Genomic DNA, 17210 nt, shown 5'->3' on the forward strand with positions numbered 1-17210 from the left:
TCGCTTCACCGCGCTCGCGATGACGCCGGGCTCACGCACCGAGTGCCGCGTCCAGATCCTCGATCAGGTCGGCCGGATCCTCCAGGCCGATCGACAACCGCACCACGTCGGGTCCCGCGCCCGCGGCAGTCTTCTGCGCGTCGGTGAGCTGGCGGTGGGTCGTCGAGGCCGGGTGAATGATCAGGGAGCGCGTGTCGCCGATATTGGCGAGGTGCGAGAACAGCTGCAGGCTCGACACCAGCTTGACGCCCGCGTCGTAGCCGCCCTTGAGCCCGAAGGTGAAGACGGCCCCCGCGCCGTTCGGCGTGTAGCGCCGGGCGAGCTGATGGTACCGGTCGGTCTCCAGGCCGGGATAGCTGACCCACGACACCGCCGGATGCGTCGACAGGTGCTTGGCCACCGTCAGCGCGTTGTCGGAGTGGCGCTGCATGCGCAGCGGCAGCGTCTCGATCCCGTTCAGGATCAGGAACGCGTTGAACGGCGACAGCGCCGGCCCGAGATCGCGCAGGCCCAGCACCCGGCAGGCGATGGCGAAGCCGAAATTGCCGAAGGTCTCGGCCAGAACCATGCCGGAATATTCCGGCCGCGGCTGGCTCATCATCGGGTAGCGCGCGTCGCCGGCCCACTGGAACGAGCCGCCGTCGACGATCAGGCCGCCGATCGAATTGCCGTGGCCGCCGAGGAACTTGGTCGCCGAGTGCACCACGATGTCGGCGCCGTGCTCGAACGGCCGGATCAGGTACGGCGTCGCCATGGTGTTGTCGACGACGAGCGGGATGTTGTGCTTCTTGGCGATCTGCGACAGCGCTGCCAAGTCGGTGATGACGCCGCCGGGATTGGCGATCGATTCGCAGAAGATCGCCTTGGTGCGCGGCGTGATGGCCGCCTCGAAGGAGGCGGGGTCGTCGTTGTCGGCCCAGGCCACCGACCAGCCGAAGTTCTTGTACGAGTGGTTGAACTGGTTGATCGAGCCGCCGTAGAGCTTGTTGGAGGCCACGAACTCGTCGCCCGGCTGCATCAGGGCGTGCATGGTCAGGAACTCGGCCGCGTGGCCGGAGGCCACCGCCAGGGCCGCGGTCCCACCTTCGAGCGCCGCGATGCGCTCCTCGAGGACAGCGTTCGTCGGATTGGTGATCCGCGTGTAGATGTTGCCGAAGGCCTGGAGCCCGAACAGCGACGCGGCGTGGTCGACGTCGTCGAACACGAAGCTGGTGGTCTGGTAGATCGGCGTCGCCCGCGCGCCGGTGGCCGCGTCGGGGGCGGCGCCCGCGTGGATCGCCAGCGTGTTGAAGCCGGGCATGCGGTCGGACATCGTCGGGTCTCCTCAGAGCATCCGAGCCTGTACGCACGCCAGGGAGTGCGGCGCAAGACTCGGACGCGAAGACTCATCCGCGACCGGGCGCGCCGCAATCCCTAGGCGTCCGGCCGATGGCCGATGTCGATATGCGGCTGGCCCGCATCGACAAGCGCACGGTCCACGGCCTCGATGGCGAGCAGGGTCCGGGTCAGGTCCTCGGCCATGGAGATCGGCGCCAGGTCGAGGCCGCCCAGGCGCCGCGCGATGGCGTTCCGCTGGCGGGCCAGGGCGGCCCGCGCCCAGTTCAGATCCTCGATCTCGTCGCGGCGGTCATCCGCGCTCCTTCTCGTCGGGGTGCCTCGCCGCGCTCAGGCGCCCGGCGTCCAGTCGATGTTCGGGCGCTGGGCCAGCATGCGCTCGAAGTAGTTGGCGACGGCCTGCGCCCCGTCCGTGTGCATCATCGCGACCGGATGCGCGAGGTAGGCGCGGGCAAGATCGACGGGGATCCGACCGCCCTGGAGCGCGCTCAGCACCTCGTCGATGAAGGCGTCGTTGGCCTCGTTGAAGTCGTTCGACAGCTTCTTGCGGTCGTTGAGGGCCTTGATCGGCATTCAGCATCCTTGTCGCTCGGAGCCGGGTCGCGCCCGGCCGGAGGGCTGGGGCCCGAACCGGGCCTCGGCGGGGAAGGTTCCGGCCATGGAACCTGACGGACAGGTCCAAATCGCGTGCGCGCCCACACAGCTCGGTAACCTTCCACACACGATCCGTGGAGCGGAGTCCCGCGCTCGAGCGTTTAACGGTCATGACGACCGAAATCACGCGCTCGCATACCGTCGAGATCGTCCCGTGCGTGGACGATCCGCGGTGTTTCCGCTGGATCATCCGCAGCCGCGGCGGCGCGGTGGTGGAGCACTCACCCTACGCGTTCGTAACGCAGAACGGAGCGCGGATCTCCGGAGAGTGCTGGATGCGCGAGCATTTCGCCGACGGTCAGGTGGCATAGGCTGCGGCCGGAACCGGCAGGAGCGGGCACGACCTTCCATGTGGATTGTGCGCGGGTGCTCCCGCGCCGCGCCGGTCCGCCGATGTCAGACGCTCCTGCTGCATTTCGCGCGGACCGGTCCGCCGCCTCGCGCGCGGCCGTCGAGGCCGTCCTCAAATACAACCTTGACGATGCTCACGAACCGTAAGGCATCGGTTAAGCATTGTTCCGCTGGGCTTATTTCTTTGTCAGAACTTTAATCACGCCCGACCAGTATCGCGCCGATTCTGTTTCTGACCAGGGTGCGAACGATGCTGAGCGGCGACGGAACGGTCCGGCACGACGATGCCGCGTCGCCCATGGGCGCGGTGACGTCGATCGAGGGATCCAAGGTCCATCTCGAACTCATCGTGCAGGGCGGCCGGCCCAGGGTGCGCGTCACCGTCGGCAATCTGGTCCGGATCCGTGCCGGAGAGGCGATCCTCGTCGGCATCGTCACCACGCTGTCCTCGGGCAGCGAGCGCGGGCACCGTCCGGGCGCCTACGCGATCCTCGACCTGCTCGGCGAGATAGTCGCGGCGCACGGGGCGCACCGCTTCAGCCGCGGCGTGAGTTGCTATCCGGCAATCGGCGACGATGTGGAACTCCTGTCCGCCACCGACCTCCGGATCGTCCATCAGGTCTCGGCGACCGGTACGGCGGCCGTGGGCGCGCTCTACCAGGATCCCGAGACCCCGGCCTGCATCAAGATCGACGACCTGCTCTCCAAGCACTTCGCGGTGCTCGGTGCGACCGGTGTCGGGAAGTCCAGCGGCGTCACCGTCATCCTGGACGAGGTGATGCGGGCGCGACCGTCCGTGCGCGTCTTCCTGCTGGACGTGCACAACGAGTACGCCGCCAGCTTCGGCGACCGCGCGAGCGTCATCAGCCCGCGGACCCTCAAACTGCCGTTCTGGCTGTTCAACCTCGAGGAGATCGCCGACGTCATCTACGGCGGCCGGCCGGCCGTGGACGAGGAGATCGAGATCCTGGCCGAGGTGATCCCCCTCGCGAAGAGCAAGTACGGCCAGTACAAGGAGGCGAGCGACCGCCAGATCGTCAAGCGGCCCTTCGGCAAGGGCGCCGGCTACACGGTGGACACGCCGGTCCCCTACATGCTGCAGGACCTGCTCGCGCTCATCGACGAGCGGATGGGTCGGCTCGAGAACCGCGTGTCCCGGATGCACTATCACCGGCTGATCACCCGGATCGAGGCGATCCGGAACGATCCCCGGCACGGCTTCATGTTCGACAACGCCAATGTCGGCGGCGACATGATGGGCGAGATCCTGGCGCACCTGTTCCGGCTCGATCCCGACGGGCGGCCGATGACGATCATGCAGCTCGCCGGCCTGCCGATGGAGGTCGTCGACGCCGTCGTGTGCGTGCTCTGCCGCCTCGCCTTCGAGTTCGGCATCTGGAGCGAGGGTGCCGTCCCGCTGCTGTTCGTCTGCGAGGAGGCCCACCGCTTCGCCTCGGCCGACCGGTCGGTGGGATTCACGCCGACGCGCCGAGCCCTGGCGCGGATCGCCCGCGAGGGCCGCAAGCACGGCGTCCATCTCGGGCTGGTCACCCAGCGCCCGGCCGAGCTCGACGCGACGATCATGTCGCAATGCAGCACCCTTTTCGCCATGCGCATGACCAACGCGCGCGACCAGGCCTTCCTGGCCGCGGCCGTTTCGGACGCCACCAACCTCCTCACCTTCGTGCCGTCCCTGGGCACCGGCGAGGTCATCGCCTTCGGCGAGGGCGTCCCGATCCCGGCGCGGATGACCTTCCGGCCGCTGCCGTCGGCCCGTCACCCGCGCAACGACGCGAGCGGCAGGGCCGTCGAGGACGACGCCACCGTCGCCGGCGCGGCCTTCGTCGGCGCCGTCGTCGAGCGCTGGCGCGGCGCCACCATGAACAAGGTCGCCGGGTACGACAGCGATCCGGCCGCGGCGGCGCGCCTCGGGCGTGAGGCGGGCTCGGACAGCCCGCACGGCGCCGCCCTCGAGCAGGTGCATCGCCGTCTTCTCCGCCGCCCCCTCGAGGGCGGCGACCAAGCCCAGACCGGTGCCCAGACCGGAGCCCAGCCTGCCAAGCCCCTCTGGCAGCAGGGCGGGGCATGAGCGAGCCCGCTTTCCCGGAGCGTCGAACCCTGCTCGAGGCCGCCCTCCAGGCGCTCCCTGTCGGGGTCGTGGTCCATGACACGCAGGGTCACTGCGTCCTCGCCAACGCCGCCGCGCGCGCCCTCGGCGACAGGGCCGTCCAGGCGCTTCCCGCCGCGGCGGGAAGCGCCCGGGACGCCGCGACCGTCGAGGCGCTCGACGACCGGATGTTCGAGGTGCGGACGCGGCCGGTCGCCGAGGGCCGGGACGGTTTTACGCTGACGACCCTGACCGACATCACGCACCATCACCGGATCCAGCGGGAGCTGATCACCAAGGCCTTCATCGACGCGCTGACCGGCCTGCCCAACCGGACGATGTTCGAGCAGAGCATCGCGGATGTCCTGGCGGGATCCGCGCCGGGGGACCGGTTCGCCCTGGCCTTCATCGATCTCGACAACTTCAAGCACATCAACGACTACTACAGCCACGCCGCGGGCGACGCCCTGCTGCGCAAGGTGTCCGACCGGATCGGCGGCGCGCTGCGCCCGAGCGACCTCCTGGCGCGGATCGGCGGCGACGAGTTCGTGCTGCTCCTCGCCCCCGTCACCGACGGGGATGCAGCGCTGGAAGCCGTGCGCGCCATCTCGGAGCGCCTGAAGCAGCCGTTCTTCATCGACGGGCACGAGATCTTCGCCTCCGCCTCCATCGGCGTCAGCCTCTTCCCGGAGCACGGCGACAGCTACGAGACCCTCGCCCGGCAGGCCGACAACGCGATGTACCGGGTGAAGGGCGAGCTGAAGGGCGGCGTCAGCGTCTTCGACGACGCGATGAGCCAGGCCGCCACGGCCCGCATGGCCGTGGAGCAGCGCCTCCGGCTGGCGATCCGCGACCGCTGCTTCTGCTGCGCCTTCCAGCCCAAGGTCGACATGCGCTCCCACGCGGTCACGGGCGTCGAGGTGCTCCTGCGCTGGCGCGACGAGGTCGGCATGATCCAGGCGCCCGGCGACTTCATCGCCCTCGCCATCGAGCTCGGGCTGATCAACGAGATCACCCTGCAGCTCCTGGCAGAGACGGTGCAGGCGATGCCCGACATCGACGAGGTGTTCGGACCCGACGTCACTGTGAGCCTCAACATCGCCGCCAAACAGGCCTGCGACGTGCCGTTCATGACCGCCTTCTGCGCGGCTCTCGGCGAGACCGGCCTCGCGGAGCGCTTCGTGCTCGAACTGACCGAGGAGGCCTTCTTCACGACGGGCCGCTTCCAGCGCGAGGTCCTGCCGAAGATCCGGGCGATCGGCGCGCGCGTCTCGATCGACGATTTCGGCGTCGGCTACTCGTCCCTCGCGGCCCTGGCAGACATCACCGCGGACGAGCTGAAGATCGATCGCTCGTTCATCACCGACATCGACAAGCGGCCGCGCAGCCAGATCGTCCTGAAAGCGATCGAGTCGCTCGGTGCGGCGCTGGGCATGACGGTGGTGGCCGAAGGCGTCGAGACCTTCGAGGAGGTCGCCTACCTGCTCGGCGCCACGCAGATCCGCTGCGCCCAGGGCTACTACTTCGCGCGCCCGCTGCTGCTCGACCAGATCCGGCAGGCCGAGCCGCCGCGCATGTCCGGGGCTCGCGGTCCGGCCGCGCGCGGCCGCGCGTCGGACCTGCGCGCGTCGGACCTCCGCGCGTCCAGCCTGATGCGGCGCGCCTGACGTCCGCCGCGCGGCCGCGGTGGCGCGTCAGGCGGCCAGCAGGGGCCGCCACACGCCCGCCGCGTCCGCGGCCATGGCGCAGATGACCGCCTCGTCGATCGAGCGACGCACCTCGACCACGTGCGGCACACCGGGAGCGAGGGGCGCCTCGACGCCGAGGTCGAATCCGTGCCGGCCGTCGCCCACGCCCGCCGCCGCGATGTCGGCGCGGTACTCCGCCGCCACCGTCACCGCCACGATCGTCCCGTCGACCACGATGTCCAAGCATACGGGGGCGTCGGGCTGCGCGGCGTCGTGGGCCCAGCCGGCCACGCGCAGCGCGCCGTCCGCGCGCAGCGCGCAGCGATCCAGCCACGCCCGCACGGCGCCCGGACGCGACGTCGCGCCGGCCCGACGGATCAGCCGCCTGCGCAGGGCGGCGAGCTGGGGACCGAGCGCGGTGCGCGGCGCGTAGGCCTGCGGACCGATCGCGCTGTCGTCCGGATCGCGGCCGTCGAAGAGCCGCCGGAGGCCGGGAGCGGGCAGGAAGCTCTCGGCCGGCGCGCCCTCCGCCAGCAACAGGTCGTGGCTGTCGAGCTCGATATGCCAGTAGGTGAGATCGATCACGCGCTCACCGCGGGTGATGCTGGTTCCGTTGACGAGGTGGCCGGCGGCGACGAACAGCCCGTCCAGCCAGACGGCGTGGTCCGGCGAGACGAGCAGGTCGCGGGCGGGGACACCGTCGTCGAGCGCGCCGGCCCGGATGCGCACGGGCCGCTCGGTCGGCGGGGCCGACGATCCGGGATAGGTGCGGCGACCGATCCACCGGATCGGCCGATGCAGGCCCGCGGCCGTGACGACCCTGTCGCCCACCGCGAGCCGCTCGACAGCGACGTCGCCGCGGTCGGTCCTGATGGACGTGCCGGTGCAGTAGCACGGGGCGTTTCCCGGCGCCGCGGTCCCTTGAGCCGTCCCCGAGGACGATTGAGAAGATCCATTCGACCCGTTGGCGCCCGATGCAGGCGCCGTCGAACCGGAGTTCGACCCGGCCGCGCCCGGCTGCGCTCCGGCCGCGCCGGCGCCCGACCGGAGACCGGCCGTCGCCCCGTACAGACCCGGATCCCGGCCATCCGGCGACGACACGCGGTCCTGCGGCACCGCGACCGCGTTGGGGTTGTTCGAGTAGACGCGGATATAGTCGATGCTCGAGCTGAAGCGGGTGCCCGTCGTCGCCGTGCTCTGCACGGCCAGGTTGGCCAGCAGATACATGGGGCTGTGCAGGTCGGACGGCGTCGCCTGCGAACCGACGAGCTGACCGTCCACGTAGAAGCTGATGCGATCGGCCTGCCAGTTCATGCCGTAGGTGTGATACCCGTTGGGATTGGGCATCTCGCTGTAGACTTGGCGGGTCTGCTGCCAGGTCGTTCCGGGCGGCTGCGGGTCGGTCGTGTGGATCGTGCTGTAGACGCCGCGGTCGTTGTTTCCGTAATGCTCGACGACGTCGAGCTCCTGGTGCCCGTTGGCGCTGCTCGACTGCGGGCTCTGCTGATTCGGCAGCAGCCAGAAGGCGTCCCAGGCATCGGGATTGTTGGAGAAATCCGCGCGGATCTCGAAGTAGCCGTAAGTCTGCGAGAAGTTGCCCTGCGTGCTGATGAGCCCGGACTGCCAGCTCCCCGGATAGCCGGACGCGCTCGTCCCGGGCGGCGCCGCCGTGATCGTCAGGACACCGTTCTGGACGCTGAAGGGATCGTAACCGGACCCGGAATCGAGGAACGAGGACCGGCCGAAGCCGATGTCGGAGTTGGCGTCGTACCGCCACTCGGCGCGAATATCGCGGTAGGTCGTCCCGACCCCGTTCTGCGAGATGCTGCGCGCGTTGAACTCGTCGTCGTAGGTCAGGCGATAGCCCGTCAGATCAAGCATCGACGCCGTCTCATCACCATTCTGGTTCGCCGGACGTGGCGCGCTGTCAAATCAAGATTGCCAACAAGCAATCCGCGAATAGTTAATAATGTCCTGCGTGTCGCGCGGACGAAGTGAGCATCGGCTGCGACAGGCCATCGCCTGAACGCCCGCCGGTCGCGTCGCGCCATCGCGCAGGCAAAGACGACACGGTTAAGGCTGACTAACCGTATCGGCCACGTGGCGCAAATCAGTCACGGCGCCGCGCGGCTGCGGCCGTACTGGCTGACGGTCAATCGAGGCGCCGCACGGAACGGCCGTGACGGGCTGGGGGGCCGGTGACGGCGGGGGCCTCTACCGCGTCATCGCGGCCAGCGGATCGGAACGCTGGGTGATGCTCGACCGGATGCTCGGACGTCGCCGCGCGATGAGCCTCGGGTCCGCCCCTGCTGTCGCCGTAGAGGCTGTTCAGGCAGGCGATCGATGCCGGCCCGCAAGCCATTTCGGCTCCGATCTTCCGGGCCAGAACGCGCGTGCATTGGAAGGAGCCGGCGCAGTCGCTCGCGATCGCGGGGGCAAGCGGCGATCCGATCCAGCACGTGGCCTTGTCCAGGGCGACCGATGAGCGACAGGCCGCGCTCACTGCCCTCTTCGGTCGGGCCGTGCGGCCTCGCGGGTCGGCGGCACCTCACAGGATGCGCTGATCGGACAGTCCCCCGACGAGGAAGCGGCTGCATCCCAGTGGATGCAGTCGCGCCCCGGATCGCGTTGCATCGCCTCAGAGGAAGCCGATCGAGAACCAGGGGACGAGGATGATGGCGAGCAGCCCGACCAGCAGGGCCAGGATGTAGCCGACGATCGGGCGCATCCCGGCGTCTGGGTTGATCCGGCTGATGGCGCAGGCGGCGTAATAGCCGACGCCGAAGGGCGGGGCGAACAGGCCGATGCCCATCGCGAGGATGACCACCATCGAATAGTGCACCTCGTGCACGCCCGCCGCCCGCGCGATCGGGAACAGCAGCGGCCCGAACAGCACGATCGCCGGTATGCCTTCCAGCACCGAGCCCAGGATGATGAAGGCGAAGGCCGAGACGAACAGGAACCCGGGCGCGCCGCCCGGAAGGCCCTTCATCACGACGGCGAGCGTCTCCGAGAAGCCCGACTGGGTGAGCGCCCAGGCCATCCCGGTGGCCGCGCCGATGATCAGCAGGATCGCGCCGGACAGCGCGGCGGTGGTCACCAGCATCGGGTAGAGCCGCCGCCACTCGAACTGGCGGTAGATCAGCAGGCCGGCCAGCGCCGCGTAGACGATGCCGATGGTCGAGACCTCGGTGGCGGTGGCGATGCCCTCGACCACGGCGAAGCGGATCACGAACGGCAGCGCCAGCGCCGGGATCGCCACCAGGAAGGCGCGGCCGATGACCCGGCCGGACGGCCGGGCGACGTGGCTCAGGTCCTCGCGGCGGTAGCGCCACCAGACCAGCGCGCAGAGCGTCGCGGCGAGGACGAGGCCCGGCATCAGGCCGCCGGTGAACAGCGCGGTGATCGACACGCCGGTGACCGAGCCGATGGTGATCAGCACGATCGAGGGCGGGATCGTCTCGGTCTGCGCGCCCGTGGTGGCGAGCAGGGCCACGAGGTCGCCCTCCTTGGCGCCGCGGGCCTTCATCTCGGGAAACAGCACGGGCGCCACGGCGGCCATGTCGGCGGCCTTGGAGCCGGAGATGCCCGAGACGAGGTACATGGCCCCGACCAGCACGTAGTGCAGGCCGCCGCGGACGTGACCGAGCAGCGAGGCCAGGAAGCCGACCATGGCTTTCGCCATGCCGGTCATCTCGATCAGCAGGCCGAGGAACACGAACAGCGGCACGGCGAGCAGGATGAGGTGGCTCATGCCCTCGTCCATGCGGCCGACCACCACCATGGAGGGCGCGTCGGTGGTCAGCGTGATGTAGGCGAAGGTCGACAGGCCGAACGCGAAAGCGATCGGCACGCCGGAGAAGACCAGCGCGCCGACGCCGACGACGAAGAACAGCAGCAGGTTGAGGTTGCCCAGCCCCGCCAGCCAAGGCTGGAGGGCGGCGAGCCCACCCGCGACCGCAACGCCGAGCACCAGCGCGCCGGCCGTCATCCGCCAATCGGCCGTTTCGAAGAGGCGGATGACGGCGACCAGCAGCATCAGGCCGAGGCCGATCGGCAAGGCAGCGGCGCGCCACGCATTGTTGAGATCGAGGGCCGGCGTCTGGACGTAGATTTCCTCGGCCGCGAACTCGTAGGCCGGGTGCAGGACGAGGCTCACGAAGATCAGGCCGGCCACCAGCGCGACTGTTTCCAGAAAGGCGCGGGTGCGGGGTCCGGTCATCGCGACGATCGCCGTCATGCGCATGTGCTCGGCGCGGCGGAAGGCGACCACGGCGCCCAGCATGGCGAGCCACAGGAACAGGATGCCGGCGAGTTCGTCCGACCAGACGAGCGGCTCATGGAAGATGTAGCGGCTCACGACGCCGGCGAGCAGCACCCCGATCTCGGCCAGCACCAGCAGGGCGGCCGGGATCTCGACGAGATGACCGAGGAACCGATCGGCGGTCCCGAGCCATGGGTGACCGCTCAGCGGGGGCCCGTGCAGGCCGTGACTGGGCGTTGCCTCGACAGAGGCGGCGGCGGCGATATCGACGTGCATGACACCCCACCCTCAACCGAGCTTGCCGGATACGGCTTCGAGGTGGCTCCAGCCGACTTCACCGAACTTCGCCTTCCAGTCCTTGTAGAAACTCGTCTTGGCGAGAGCGGCACGGAAAGGCTCGCGGTCGACATCGATGAACCTGATCCCTTTCTCTGACAGGGTCGTGCGCAGAGAGTCGCTGAGCCTGGCCACGTCCGCACGCTGATCCTGACCCGAGCGGTCGAACTCCCTGGTCACGATCGCGCGCAGGTCCTCGGGCAGCTTCTGCCAAGCGCGCTTGTTTCCGAGGATCCAGTAGCCGTCCCAGACGTGGCCGGTCAGGCTGCAGGACTTCTGCACCTCGTAGAGGCGCGTCGTGGCGATGATCGGCAGCGGGTTCTCTTCGCCCTCCACGACCTTGGTTTGGAGCGCCGAGTACAGCTCGTTGAAATTGATGGGCGCGGCCCCGGCGTCGAGAGCCTTGAAGAGCGAGGTCAACATCGGTGCTTGGGGCACGCGAATCTTGAAGCCCTTCAGATCCTCGGGCGTCCTGATCTCACGAGTCGAGGAGGTGATCTGACGGAAGCCGTTGTCCCAGCTCTTGCAGATGGTCGTGATCGGCGTCTTGGCGATCTCGGCGCGGACATAGTCGCCGAGCGCCCCGTCCATGGCCTTCCAGACGGCATCGTAATCCTTGAAGGCGAAGCCGGTGTTGGGCAGGCTGGACGCCGGCACGAAGGTCGACAGGATCGAGTGTGAGAGGTTGAAGAACTCGACCGAGCCGTTCCGCACCTGCGACAGCAGGTCGGTGTCCGAGCCGAGTTGATTGGCCGGGAACAACTTGATGTCGACGCGCCCGCTCGTCGCCTCGCGGATCCGGTCGCACGCTTCCTGCGCCCGGACATTGACCGGATGGGTCGGGTCCTGCCCGGTGGCGAGCTTGTAGCCGAATTCGGCGGCCTCGCCCCGGCGCGTGATGATGCCGAAGATCGGGACAGCCGCGGCGCCGGCAAGAAGTGTCCGACGGCTTATGTTGAATGTGCTCACGATGTCACTCCCTGATGATGCTCGGTGGCGCGATCCGGCCTGCTACGGTCTTTGAGATCGCCGGCCTCTGCCCATGCGTGCAGGTCGCCCTTTTGCTGAGCGTTTTTATTTTTTTGATCGAATATTGAATTCGTTAATTGTTTTCAGGCGCTCATCATCGCTCGGAGCGCGCGATCCGACCGAATGAATAGAGAAATCTTTCTACGGCACAGCATGATCGCGGACGCGGAGATCCGCGATCATCTCAATTCAGCTCAGCTATGGGTGCGAGTAGTCGCTTGTTGTCGCGAGCGACGGCTGCGCCTACAGCCAACCGCGGATGCTTCGGGCCATCGCCTCGGTCGAGATGCCGTAGCGGTCGTGAAGGGTCGGCAGCGCTCCGGCGTCGAGGAACTCGTCCGGCAGGCCGACTTGACGGAAGCCGCGCTCCGGCAGGGTACCGTCGCGCATCAACAATCCCGCCACCGCCTCGCCGAGGCCGCCGACCACCGAGTGGTTCTCGGCGACGACCAAGAGGCGCCCACCGCGACGGGCCTCGGCCAGGATCGTCGCCGCGTCGAGCGGCTTGATCGTCGGCACGTGCAGCACCGCTACGTCGACCCGATCCTCGCGCAGGGCCTCGGCAACCTCCAGGGCGCGCATCGTCATCAGGCCCGACGAGATCACCAGCACGTCGCGGCCATCGCGGATCGTCTTGGCCTTGCCCCACTCGAACCGGTAGCCGTACTCGTCGAGCACCAGCGGGACGTTGCCGCGCAGGAGCCGCAGGTAGACCGGGCCTTGATGAGCGACCATGGCCGTGACCATCTGCTCGATCTCGTGCGCGTCGCACGGGTCGAGGATCGTGATGTTCGGCATGCCGCGGAAGATCGCGACATCCTCGGTCGCCTGATGGCTGGGCCCGTAGCCGGTGGTCAGGCCGGGCAGCGCGCAGGCGATCTTGACGTTAAGGTTCTCCTCCGCGATCGCTAGGCAGATGAAGTCGTAGGCGCGCCGCGCCGCGAACACCGCGTAGGTGGTGGCAACCGAGACGAACCCCTCGCGGGCGAGGCCGGCGGCCGCGCTCATCAGGAGCTGCTCGGCCATCCCCATCTGGTAGAACCGGTCAGGGTGGGCCTGCGCGAAGATGTGCAGGTCCGTGTACTTGGCCAGATCCGCCGAGAGGCCGACGATGTCGGGCCGGGTCTTGGCGAGTTCCACGAGGGCGTGGCCGAACGGGGCGGGCTTCGTGCGCTGCCCAGGGGCGGCCAGCGAGGCGATCATCGCCGAGGTCTTGGCGCCGCCACCGACGCGCGGCGCGGGCCTCTCATATTTCGAGCGTCTCACTGCACCCTCCCCTCGTCCAGGATCTCCAGCGCCTGCGTCCACTCGGCCGGCTCGACCCGCAGGAAGTGGTTGCGCTCGCGCTCCTCGAGGAACGGCACGCCCTTGGCCATCTTCGTGTCGCAGATGATCACCCGGGGTTCGGGGCCCGGATGGTGCCGGGCGGCATCGAAGGCCTTCACGAGCGCGTCGAGGTCGTTGCCGTCGACCCGCTGAACGAACCAGTTGAACGCCTCGAACTTCGGCGCCAGCGGCTCGAAGTTGAGAACCCCGTGCGAGGGGCCGTCCGCCTGCATGCCGTTCACGTCGACGATGCCGATCAGGTTGTCGAGCTTGAACGACCCGGCCGACATGGCGGCCTCCCAGGTCGAGCCCTCGTCGAGCTCGCCGTCGGAGAACAGGTTGTAGACGAAGCTCTTCGCGTTCTTCCGCTTCAGGCCCAGCGCCATGCCGACCGCGATCCCGAGCCCGTGGCCGAGCGACCCGCCGGTGATCTCCATGCCGGGCGTGTAGGCGGCCATGCCGGACATCGGCAGGCGGCTGTCGTCGCCGCCGTAGCTCGTCAGCTCGTCCTCCGGGATGATCCCGGCCTGGATCAGCGCCGCGTAGAGGGCGATGGCGTAGTGGCCGATGGAGAGGCAGAAGCGGTCGCGGCCCTCCCATTCCGGATCCTCCGGACGGTAGGTCATCGCGTGGAAGTAGCTCACCGCCAGCACATCGGAGATGCCCAGCGCCTGGGCGATGTAGCCCTGGCCCTGGACCTCGCCCATCAGCAGGGCGTGGCGGCGGATATTGTAGGCCCGGTCGGCCAGCGAGATGTTCGAACCCTCGTGGGGCCGTTCGGTTGACATGAGGTCCTCCCTCTCAGTGGATCAGCATGCCGCCGTTCACGTCGATCACCGCGCCGGTGATGTACGCGGACAGGCCGGAGGCCAGGAACAGGCAGGCATTGGCGATGTCGTCGGCGACGCCGAGGCGGCCGAGCGGGATGCCCTTGGCGATCTCGACCTTGAGCTCGGGGGTGAGCTTGTCGCCGGTGATGTCGGTCTGGATCAGACCGGGAGTGACGGAATTGACCCGGATGCTGTCAGCGCCCAGTTCGCGGGCCATGGCCTTCTGCAGGCCGAGGACGCCGGCCTTCGCCGCGGAATAGTGCGGACCGCCGAAGATGCCGCCGCCGCGCTGGGCCGAGACCGACGACATGCAGACGATCGAGCCGGATTTCTGCTTCCGCATCTGCGGGACCACGGCCTGGCTCATGTAGAGCGTGCCGCGCAGGTTGACGTCGGTGACCGCGTCGTAGTTCTCCGGTCCCACATCCATCAGCTTGAGCGGCTGGGTGATGCCGGCGTTGTTGATCAGCACGTCGATCGAGCCGAGGCGGGCGATCGTCTCATCGGCGGCAGCTTGGCATGCGCCCCGGTCGGTGACGTTGCAGGCGAGGCCGAGATGGCCGTCACCGAGGTCGCGGGCGGCCGCCTCGGCCTGGCCGGCGTCGAGGTCGAGGATGACGACGCGGGCGCCCTGCTTCGCGAAGAGCCGGGCGGTGGCCTTGCCGATGCCGCGGGCGGAGGCCGCCCCGGTGATCACGCAGACCTTGTTCTCGAGAAGCATGTAGACCCTCCCTGCAAACCGGCCGAACCCGGCTTCTTCTGCGATGGGAGGCGGAGAAAGCGTGGCATGAAGCCAGCTCACCCTCTTGGGCCGCGCTCTGACGGGCGTCAGCGTCTGAGCCGTTTCCTCGCGTCCTATCGTTGACGCCCTTATGGCTGCCCGAGAGGCAATGAACAAACGCGAAGATTGCATTCAAACATGAATGAAATTCATTAAACGCTATTCCAGCTCCGAGCTAAGCGATACAGACAGTTCTCTAGCGAGCCAGCGCGCGAAGATCCTCAGAGGTTCGCGCCGTCGCGATGATGGCGGAAAGACGAGATGGTGACCGGTGTAGTGGATATCCACTGACCGACCTGCAAGCGGTGCCACGAGGCGTCCGATCGTCATTTCCCGTTCCGCGAGACGCGTCGACTCCAGGGCGACGCCGAGGCCGTCGGCCGCTCCGGTCAATGCCAGGAAGCTGCGGTCGAAGCGCAGGGCTGCGGATGCCGGCGCCGTCAGGCCGTTCTTGTCGAACCAGTGCGGCCAGCGCACCAGTTTCGTGTCGCTCTGGATCAAGGGATGCCGGAACAGATCGGACGGCTTCTTGATCTGCTCTGCTCGCGACGGGTCGCAGAGCGGTGTCACCGTTTCAACGCCGAGAGGCATGCGCAGCAAGCCCTCGCCGCGCGGGGGGCCGTAGACGATATCGGCATCGAACTCGTCGTTGGTGAAGCGCGCGTAGTCCATGCCTGCGGCCAGTCGCACCTCCATCCCAGGATGGTCGCGCAGAAAACCCGACAGCCGGGGCGTCAGCCACTGTGCGGCAAAGCTCGGGGCGCAATGCAGGCGCAGCAATTGCGAGCCGCGCGTCGAGATCATGTCGAGCCCGCGATGCAGCTCGGCGAAAGCCCGGCTGACGTGGTCGAGGAGCGCCTCTCCCGCTGTCGTTGGCGCGATACCCTGCCCGACGCGCTCGAAGAGAGGCACGCCGAGCGACTCCTCGAGCTTGCTCATGGCGTGGCTGACAGCGCTGGCCGAGAGGTTCAGCTCGCCGGCAGCCTCCTTGAAAGAGCGACGTCGCGCCGCTGCCTCGAAGATGCGGAACGCGGACAAAGGAAGATCCGAAGCCATGACGCTATCTTAAAGTCTTCCATTTTACGAGAGTATCGCATCGCCTATTTGCGAGCAGTTTCCTCACGATGCTTGATCTTGTTGCGCTGACTGCATCCGCGACAATGAATAACGCGTCACGATGCCCTACTCGCCTTATGACCGGTCGCCTTCCGGGTTGAGGGTCTAGGCATTCCATAGGGGCACCTGCCGCATGAGATGATGCGCCAGTGTCTGGTCGAAGCAACACCTATCGGACCGCTTCCCCTTCTGTCCGCGCGGGGAACCAGCGCGCATCGGTCCAATCAGCAGGATCGAACCGGAGGCAGCATGTCCGCTTCGAGACGAAAGCGCGACATCCGATTGCGATCCTGAGCGGACAATCAGGACCGGCTCCGGCAGCCCGACACGGTCGTCGCGTTCCTCGCACGCCCACTTTTCTGGACGCGCTTCGGATCCGGGGACCGGTCGCGCGAAAATCCATGAGGCCGTACAAGCTGGACGAGGATAGACCGGGCTGCCCCTCGAACTCGGCTCGACTGGTATCGGTGACGCTGTACTCGACGTTCTCGAGATCAGTCGACCCGGTGGCGACGACCAAGCCGACCACCTACAGGCCACACAGGTAACCGCTCACCTGATAGAAGCGGCGTCGGTCTGAGCGAGCGTGCGGAGCCGGCAGAGGCTTGCAGGCGAGATCCGGCACATCGGCCGCGAGTCTATCGATCGTCAGCTCACCCGTCAGTGGAGATGGCGTGGTAGCCGCCGGCCATCCTGCCGATGAGCGGCCTCGCGTCGCGGCTCACACGCTGGTGACGTCGGGCGCGCTTCCGCGTCGTGAGGGGGCAAGAGCGCCCTCGATCAGTTCATCTTCCGGCGCCGGTCCTGCACCTCTTGCTGCGCAAGCTTCCGGCCCAGCGATATCAAGAGCGCGTCGGCCAGCGCTTTCAGAGCCGGATCTCGCAACTCCACAATCGCCTGCTGTGCGGCGATGGCGCGATCGGCGGCCCGGTCGAGCGCGGTTTCATCGGGGCGGCGCGTGCCCTCCGCGAAAGTGCCCTCGCTCATCCGCAGTGAGGTGATGTCCACGAGGATGCCGCCACCACCGACCGGTCGCCCCTGATGATCAGCGGTGAAGCGGCCTCGCGCCAGAACCCAGCGGGTCTGACGGTCGACCGAGATGACCCTGTACTCGGTCAGGAAGGTGCTACCTTCGCCGGCGCTGCGCCGGATCAGATCGAGAACCCGCACCCGATCCTCGGGGTGTATGGCTTCGACGTATTGGGTCAGTGGAACGCCCGCCTCCGCCTGCTGCGGGTCGACATCGAAGAGCAGCGCCACGAAGGCGTCCGAGCGCGCGCAGTCCGTCGCCGCGTCCCACTCCCACTGGCCGATGACGTCGAGTTCATCGAGCGCCGACTGAAATGCCTTCGGACACGTCTGACCGCCAAGGGATCGGGGCTTCGGCACGCCG

14 protein-coding genes are annotated in these 17210 nt (G+C 68.1%); 3 read left to right on the top strand and 11 right to left on the bottom strand.

Going from position 1 to position 17210, the window contains the following annotated elements; translation table 11 throughout:
• Window positions 1-31 precede the first annotated feature (31 nt).
• The 3 genes from LXM90_RS23800 to LXM90_RS23810 all read right to left on the bottom strand — a co-directional run bounded on the left by LXM90_RS23800 (window position 32) and on the right by LXM90_RS23810 (window position 1908).
• Window positions 32-1312, bottom strand: coding sequence for an O-acetylhomoserine aminocarboxypropyltransferase (locus LXM90_RS23800; RefSeq protein WP_020091369.1), 1281 nt, complete (start codon window positions 1310-1312; stop codon window positions 32-34).
• Window positions 1313-1413: 101 nt separating this feature from the next.
• Window positions 1414-1614 (bottom strand): hypothetical protein, encoded by a 201-nt coding sequence (locus tag LXM90_RS23805; RefSeq protein WP_234083053.1) that lies wholly within the window; start codon window positions 1612-1614, stop codon window positions 1414-1416.
• Between the two features lie 51 nt (window positions 1615-1665).
• The gene (locus LXM90_RS23810) at window positions 1666-1908 is read right to left on the bottom strand and encodes a hypothetical protein (RefSeq protein WP_020091367.1); all 243 of its coding nucleotides are present in this window, start codon (window positions 1906-1908) and stop codon (window positions 1666-1668) included.
• 191 nt (window positions 1909-2099) lie between these two features.
• Here LXM90_RS23810 and LXM90_RS23815 point away from each other — a divergent pair, with 191 nt between their 5' ends.
• The 3 genes from LXM90_RS23815 (at window position 2100) to LXM90_RS23825 (ending at window position 6114) form a co-directional block, all read left to right on the top strand.
• Window positions 2100-2300 (top strand): hypothetical protein, encoded by a 201-nt coding sequence (locus LXM90_RS23815; RefSeq protein WP_026604654.1) that lies wholly within the window; start codon window positions 2100-2102, stop codon window positions 2298-2300.
• A 290-nt stretch (window positions 2301-2590) separates the two neighbouring features.
• A complete protein-coding gene (locus tag LXM90_RS23820) occupies window positions 2591-4429 on the top strand; it encodes an ATP-binding protein (RefSeq protein WP_020091365.1) in 1839 nt (612 codons plus the stop codon).
• Window positions 4426-6114 (top strand): putative bifunctional diguanylate cyclase/phosphodiesterase, encoded by a 1689-nt coding sequence (locus LXM90_RS23825; protein WP_020091364.1) that lies wholly within the window; start codon window positions 4426-4428, stop codon window positions 6112-6114. Before LXM90_RS23820 ends, LXM90_RS23825 begins: the two co-directional genes overlap by 4 nt.
• A 27-nt stretch (window positions 6115-6141) precedes the next feature.
• Here LXM90_RS23825 and LXM90_RS23830 read toward each other — a convergent pair whose 3' ends face one another.
• From LXM90_RS23830 to LXM90_RS23865, 8 genes are all read right to left on the bottom strand, one after another.
• A complete protein-coding gene (locus tag LXM90_RS23830) occupies window positions 6142-8016 on the bottom strand; it encodes a Hint domain-containing protein (RefSeq protein ID WP_020091363.1) in 1875 nt (624 codons plus the stop codon).
• Window positions 8017-8773: 757 nt separating this feature from the next.
• Window positions 8774-10675, bottom strand: coding sequence for a TRAP transporter large permease subunit (locus LXM90_RS23835; RefSeq protein WP_234081148.1), 1902 nt, complete (start codon window positions 10673-10675; stop codon window positions 8774-8776).
• Window positions 10676-10687: 12 nt separating this feature from the next.
• Window positions 10688-11704, bottom strand: coding sequence for a TRAP transporter substrate-binding protein (locus LXM90_RS23840; RefSeq protein ID WP_020091360.1), 1017 nt, complete (start codon window positions 11702-11704; stop codon window positions 10688-10690).
• Between the two features lie 303 nt (window positions 11705-12007).
• Complete coding sequence (locus LXM90_RS23845) at window positions 12008-13030, bottom strand: transketolase family protein (protein WP_026604653.1); 1023 nt, start codon at window positions 13028-13030, stop codon at window positions 12008-12010.
• Window positions 13027-13878, bottom strand: coding sequence for a transketolase (locus tag LXM90_RS23850; protein WP_020091357.1), 852 nt, complete (start codon window positions 13876-13878; stop codon window positions 13027-13029). The genes LXM90_RS23845 and LXM90_RS23850 overlap by 4 nt, the downstream gene beginning before the upstream one ends.
• A gap of 13 nt (window positions 13879-13891) precedes the next feature.
• Complete coding sequence (locus LXM90_RS23855) at window positions 13892-14641, bottom strand: SDR family NAD(P)-dependent oxidoreductase (protein WP_020091356.1); 750 nt, start codon at window positions 14639-14641, stop codon at window positions 13892-13894.
• Between the two features lie 219 nt (window positions 14642-14860).
• Window positions 14861-15757: a LysR substrate-binding domain-containing protein gene (locus tag LXM90_RS23860; protein WP_020091355.1), complete on the bottom strand. Its 897-nt coding sequence runs from the start codon at window positions 15755-15757 to the stop codon at window positions 14861-14863.
• An 840-nt stretch (window positions 15758-16597) separates the two neighbouring features.
• Window positions 16598-17206, bottom strand: a complete 609-nt coding sequence (locus LXM90_RS23865) for a PAS domain-containing protein (RefSeq protein WP_020091354.1) — start codon at window positions 17204-17206, stop codon at window positions 16598-16600.
• Window positions 17207-17210 lie beyond the last annotated feature (4 nt).

The organism is Methylobacterium oryzae, from assembly GCF_021398735.1.
In the GTDB taxonomy this organism is placed as follows: Bacteria; Pseudomonadota; Alphaproteobacteria; order Rhizobiales; family Beijerinckiaceae; genus Methylobacterium.

Bases quoted from the DNA above. Each gene is read 5' to 3' on its own strand.
- LXM90_RS23800 (WP_020091369.1), bottom strand. From the start codon at position 1,312: ATGTCCGACCGCATGCCCGGCTTCAACACGCTGGCGATCCACGCGGGC.
- LXM90_RS23810 (WP_020091367.1), bottom strand. From the start codon at position 1,908: ATGCCGATCAAGGCCCTCAACGACCGCAAGAAGCTGTCGAACGACTTC.
- LXM90_RS23815 (WP_026604654.1), top strand. From the start codon at position 2,100: ATGACGACCGAAATCACGCGCTCGCATACCGTCGAGATCGTCCCGTGC.
- LXM90_RS23820 (WP_020091365.1), top strand. From the start codon at position 2,591: ATGCTGAGCGGCGACGGAACGGTCCGGCACGACGATGCCGCGTCGCCC.
- LXM90_RS23825 (WP_020091364.1), top strand. From the start codon at position 4,426: ATGAGCGAGCCCGCTTTCCCGGAGCGTCGAACCCTGCTCGAGGCCGCC.
- LXM90_RS23830 (WP_020091363.1), bottom strand. From the start codon at position 8,016: ATGCTTGATCTGACGGGCTATCGCCTGACCTACGACGACGAGTTCAAC.
- LXM90_RS23835 (WP_234081148.1), bottom strand. From the start codon at position 10,675: ATGCACGTCGATATCGCCGCCGCCGCCTCTGTCGAGGCAACGCCCAGT.
- LXM90_RS23850 (WP_020091357.1), bottom strand. From the start codon at position 13,878: ATGTCAACCGAACGGCCCCACGAGGGTTCGAACATCTCGCTGGCCGAC.
- LXM90_RS23855 (WP_020091356.1), bottom strand. From the start codon at position 14,641: ATGCTTCTCGAGAACAAGGTCTGCGTGATCACCGGGGCGGCCTCCGCC.
- LXM90_RS23860 (WP_020091355.1), bottom strand. From the start codon at position 15,757: ATGGCTTCGGATCTTCCTTTGTCCGCGTTCCGCATCTTCGAGGCAGCG.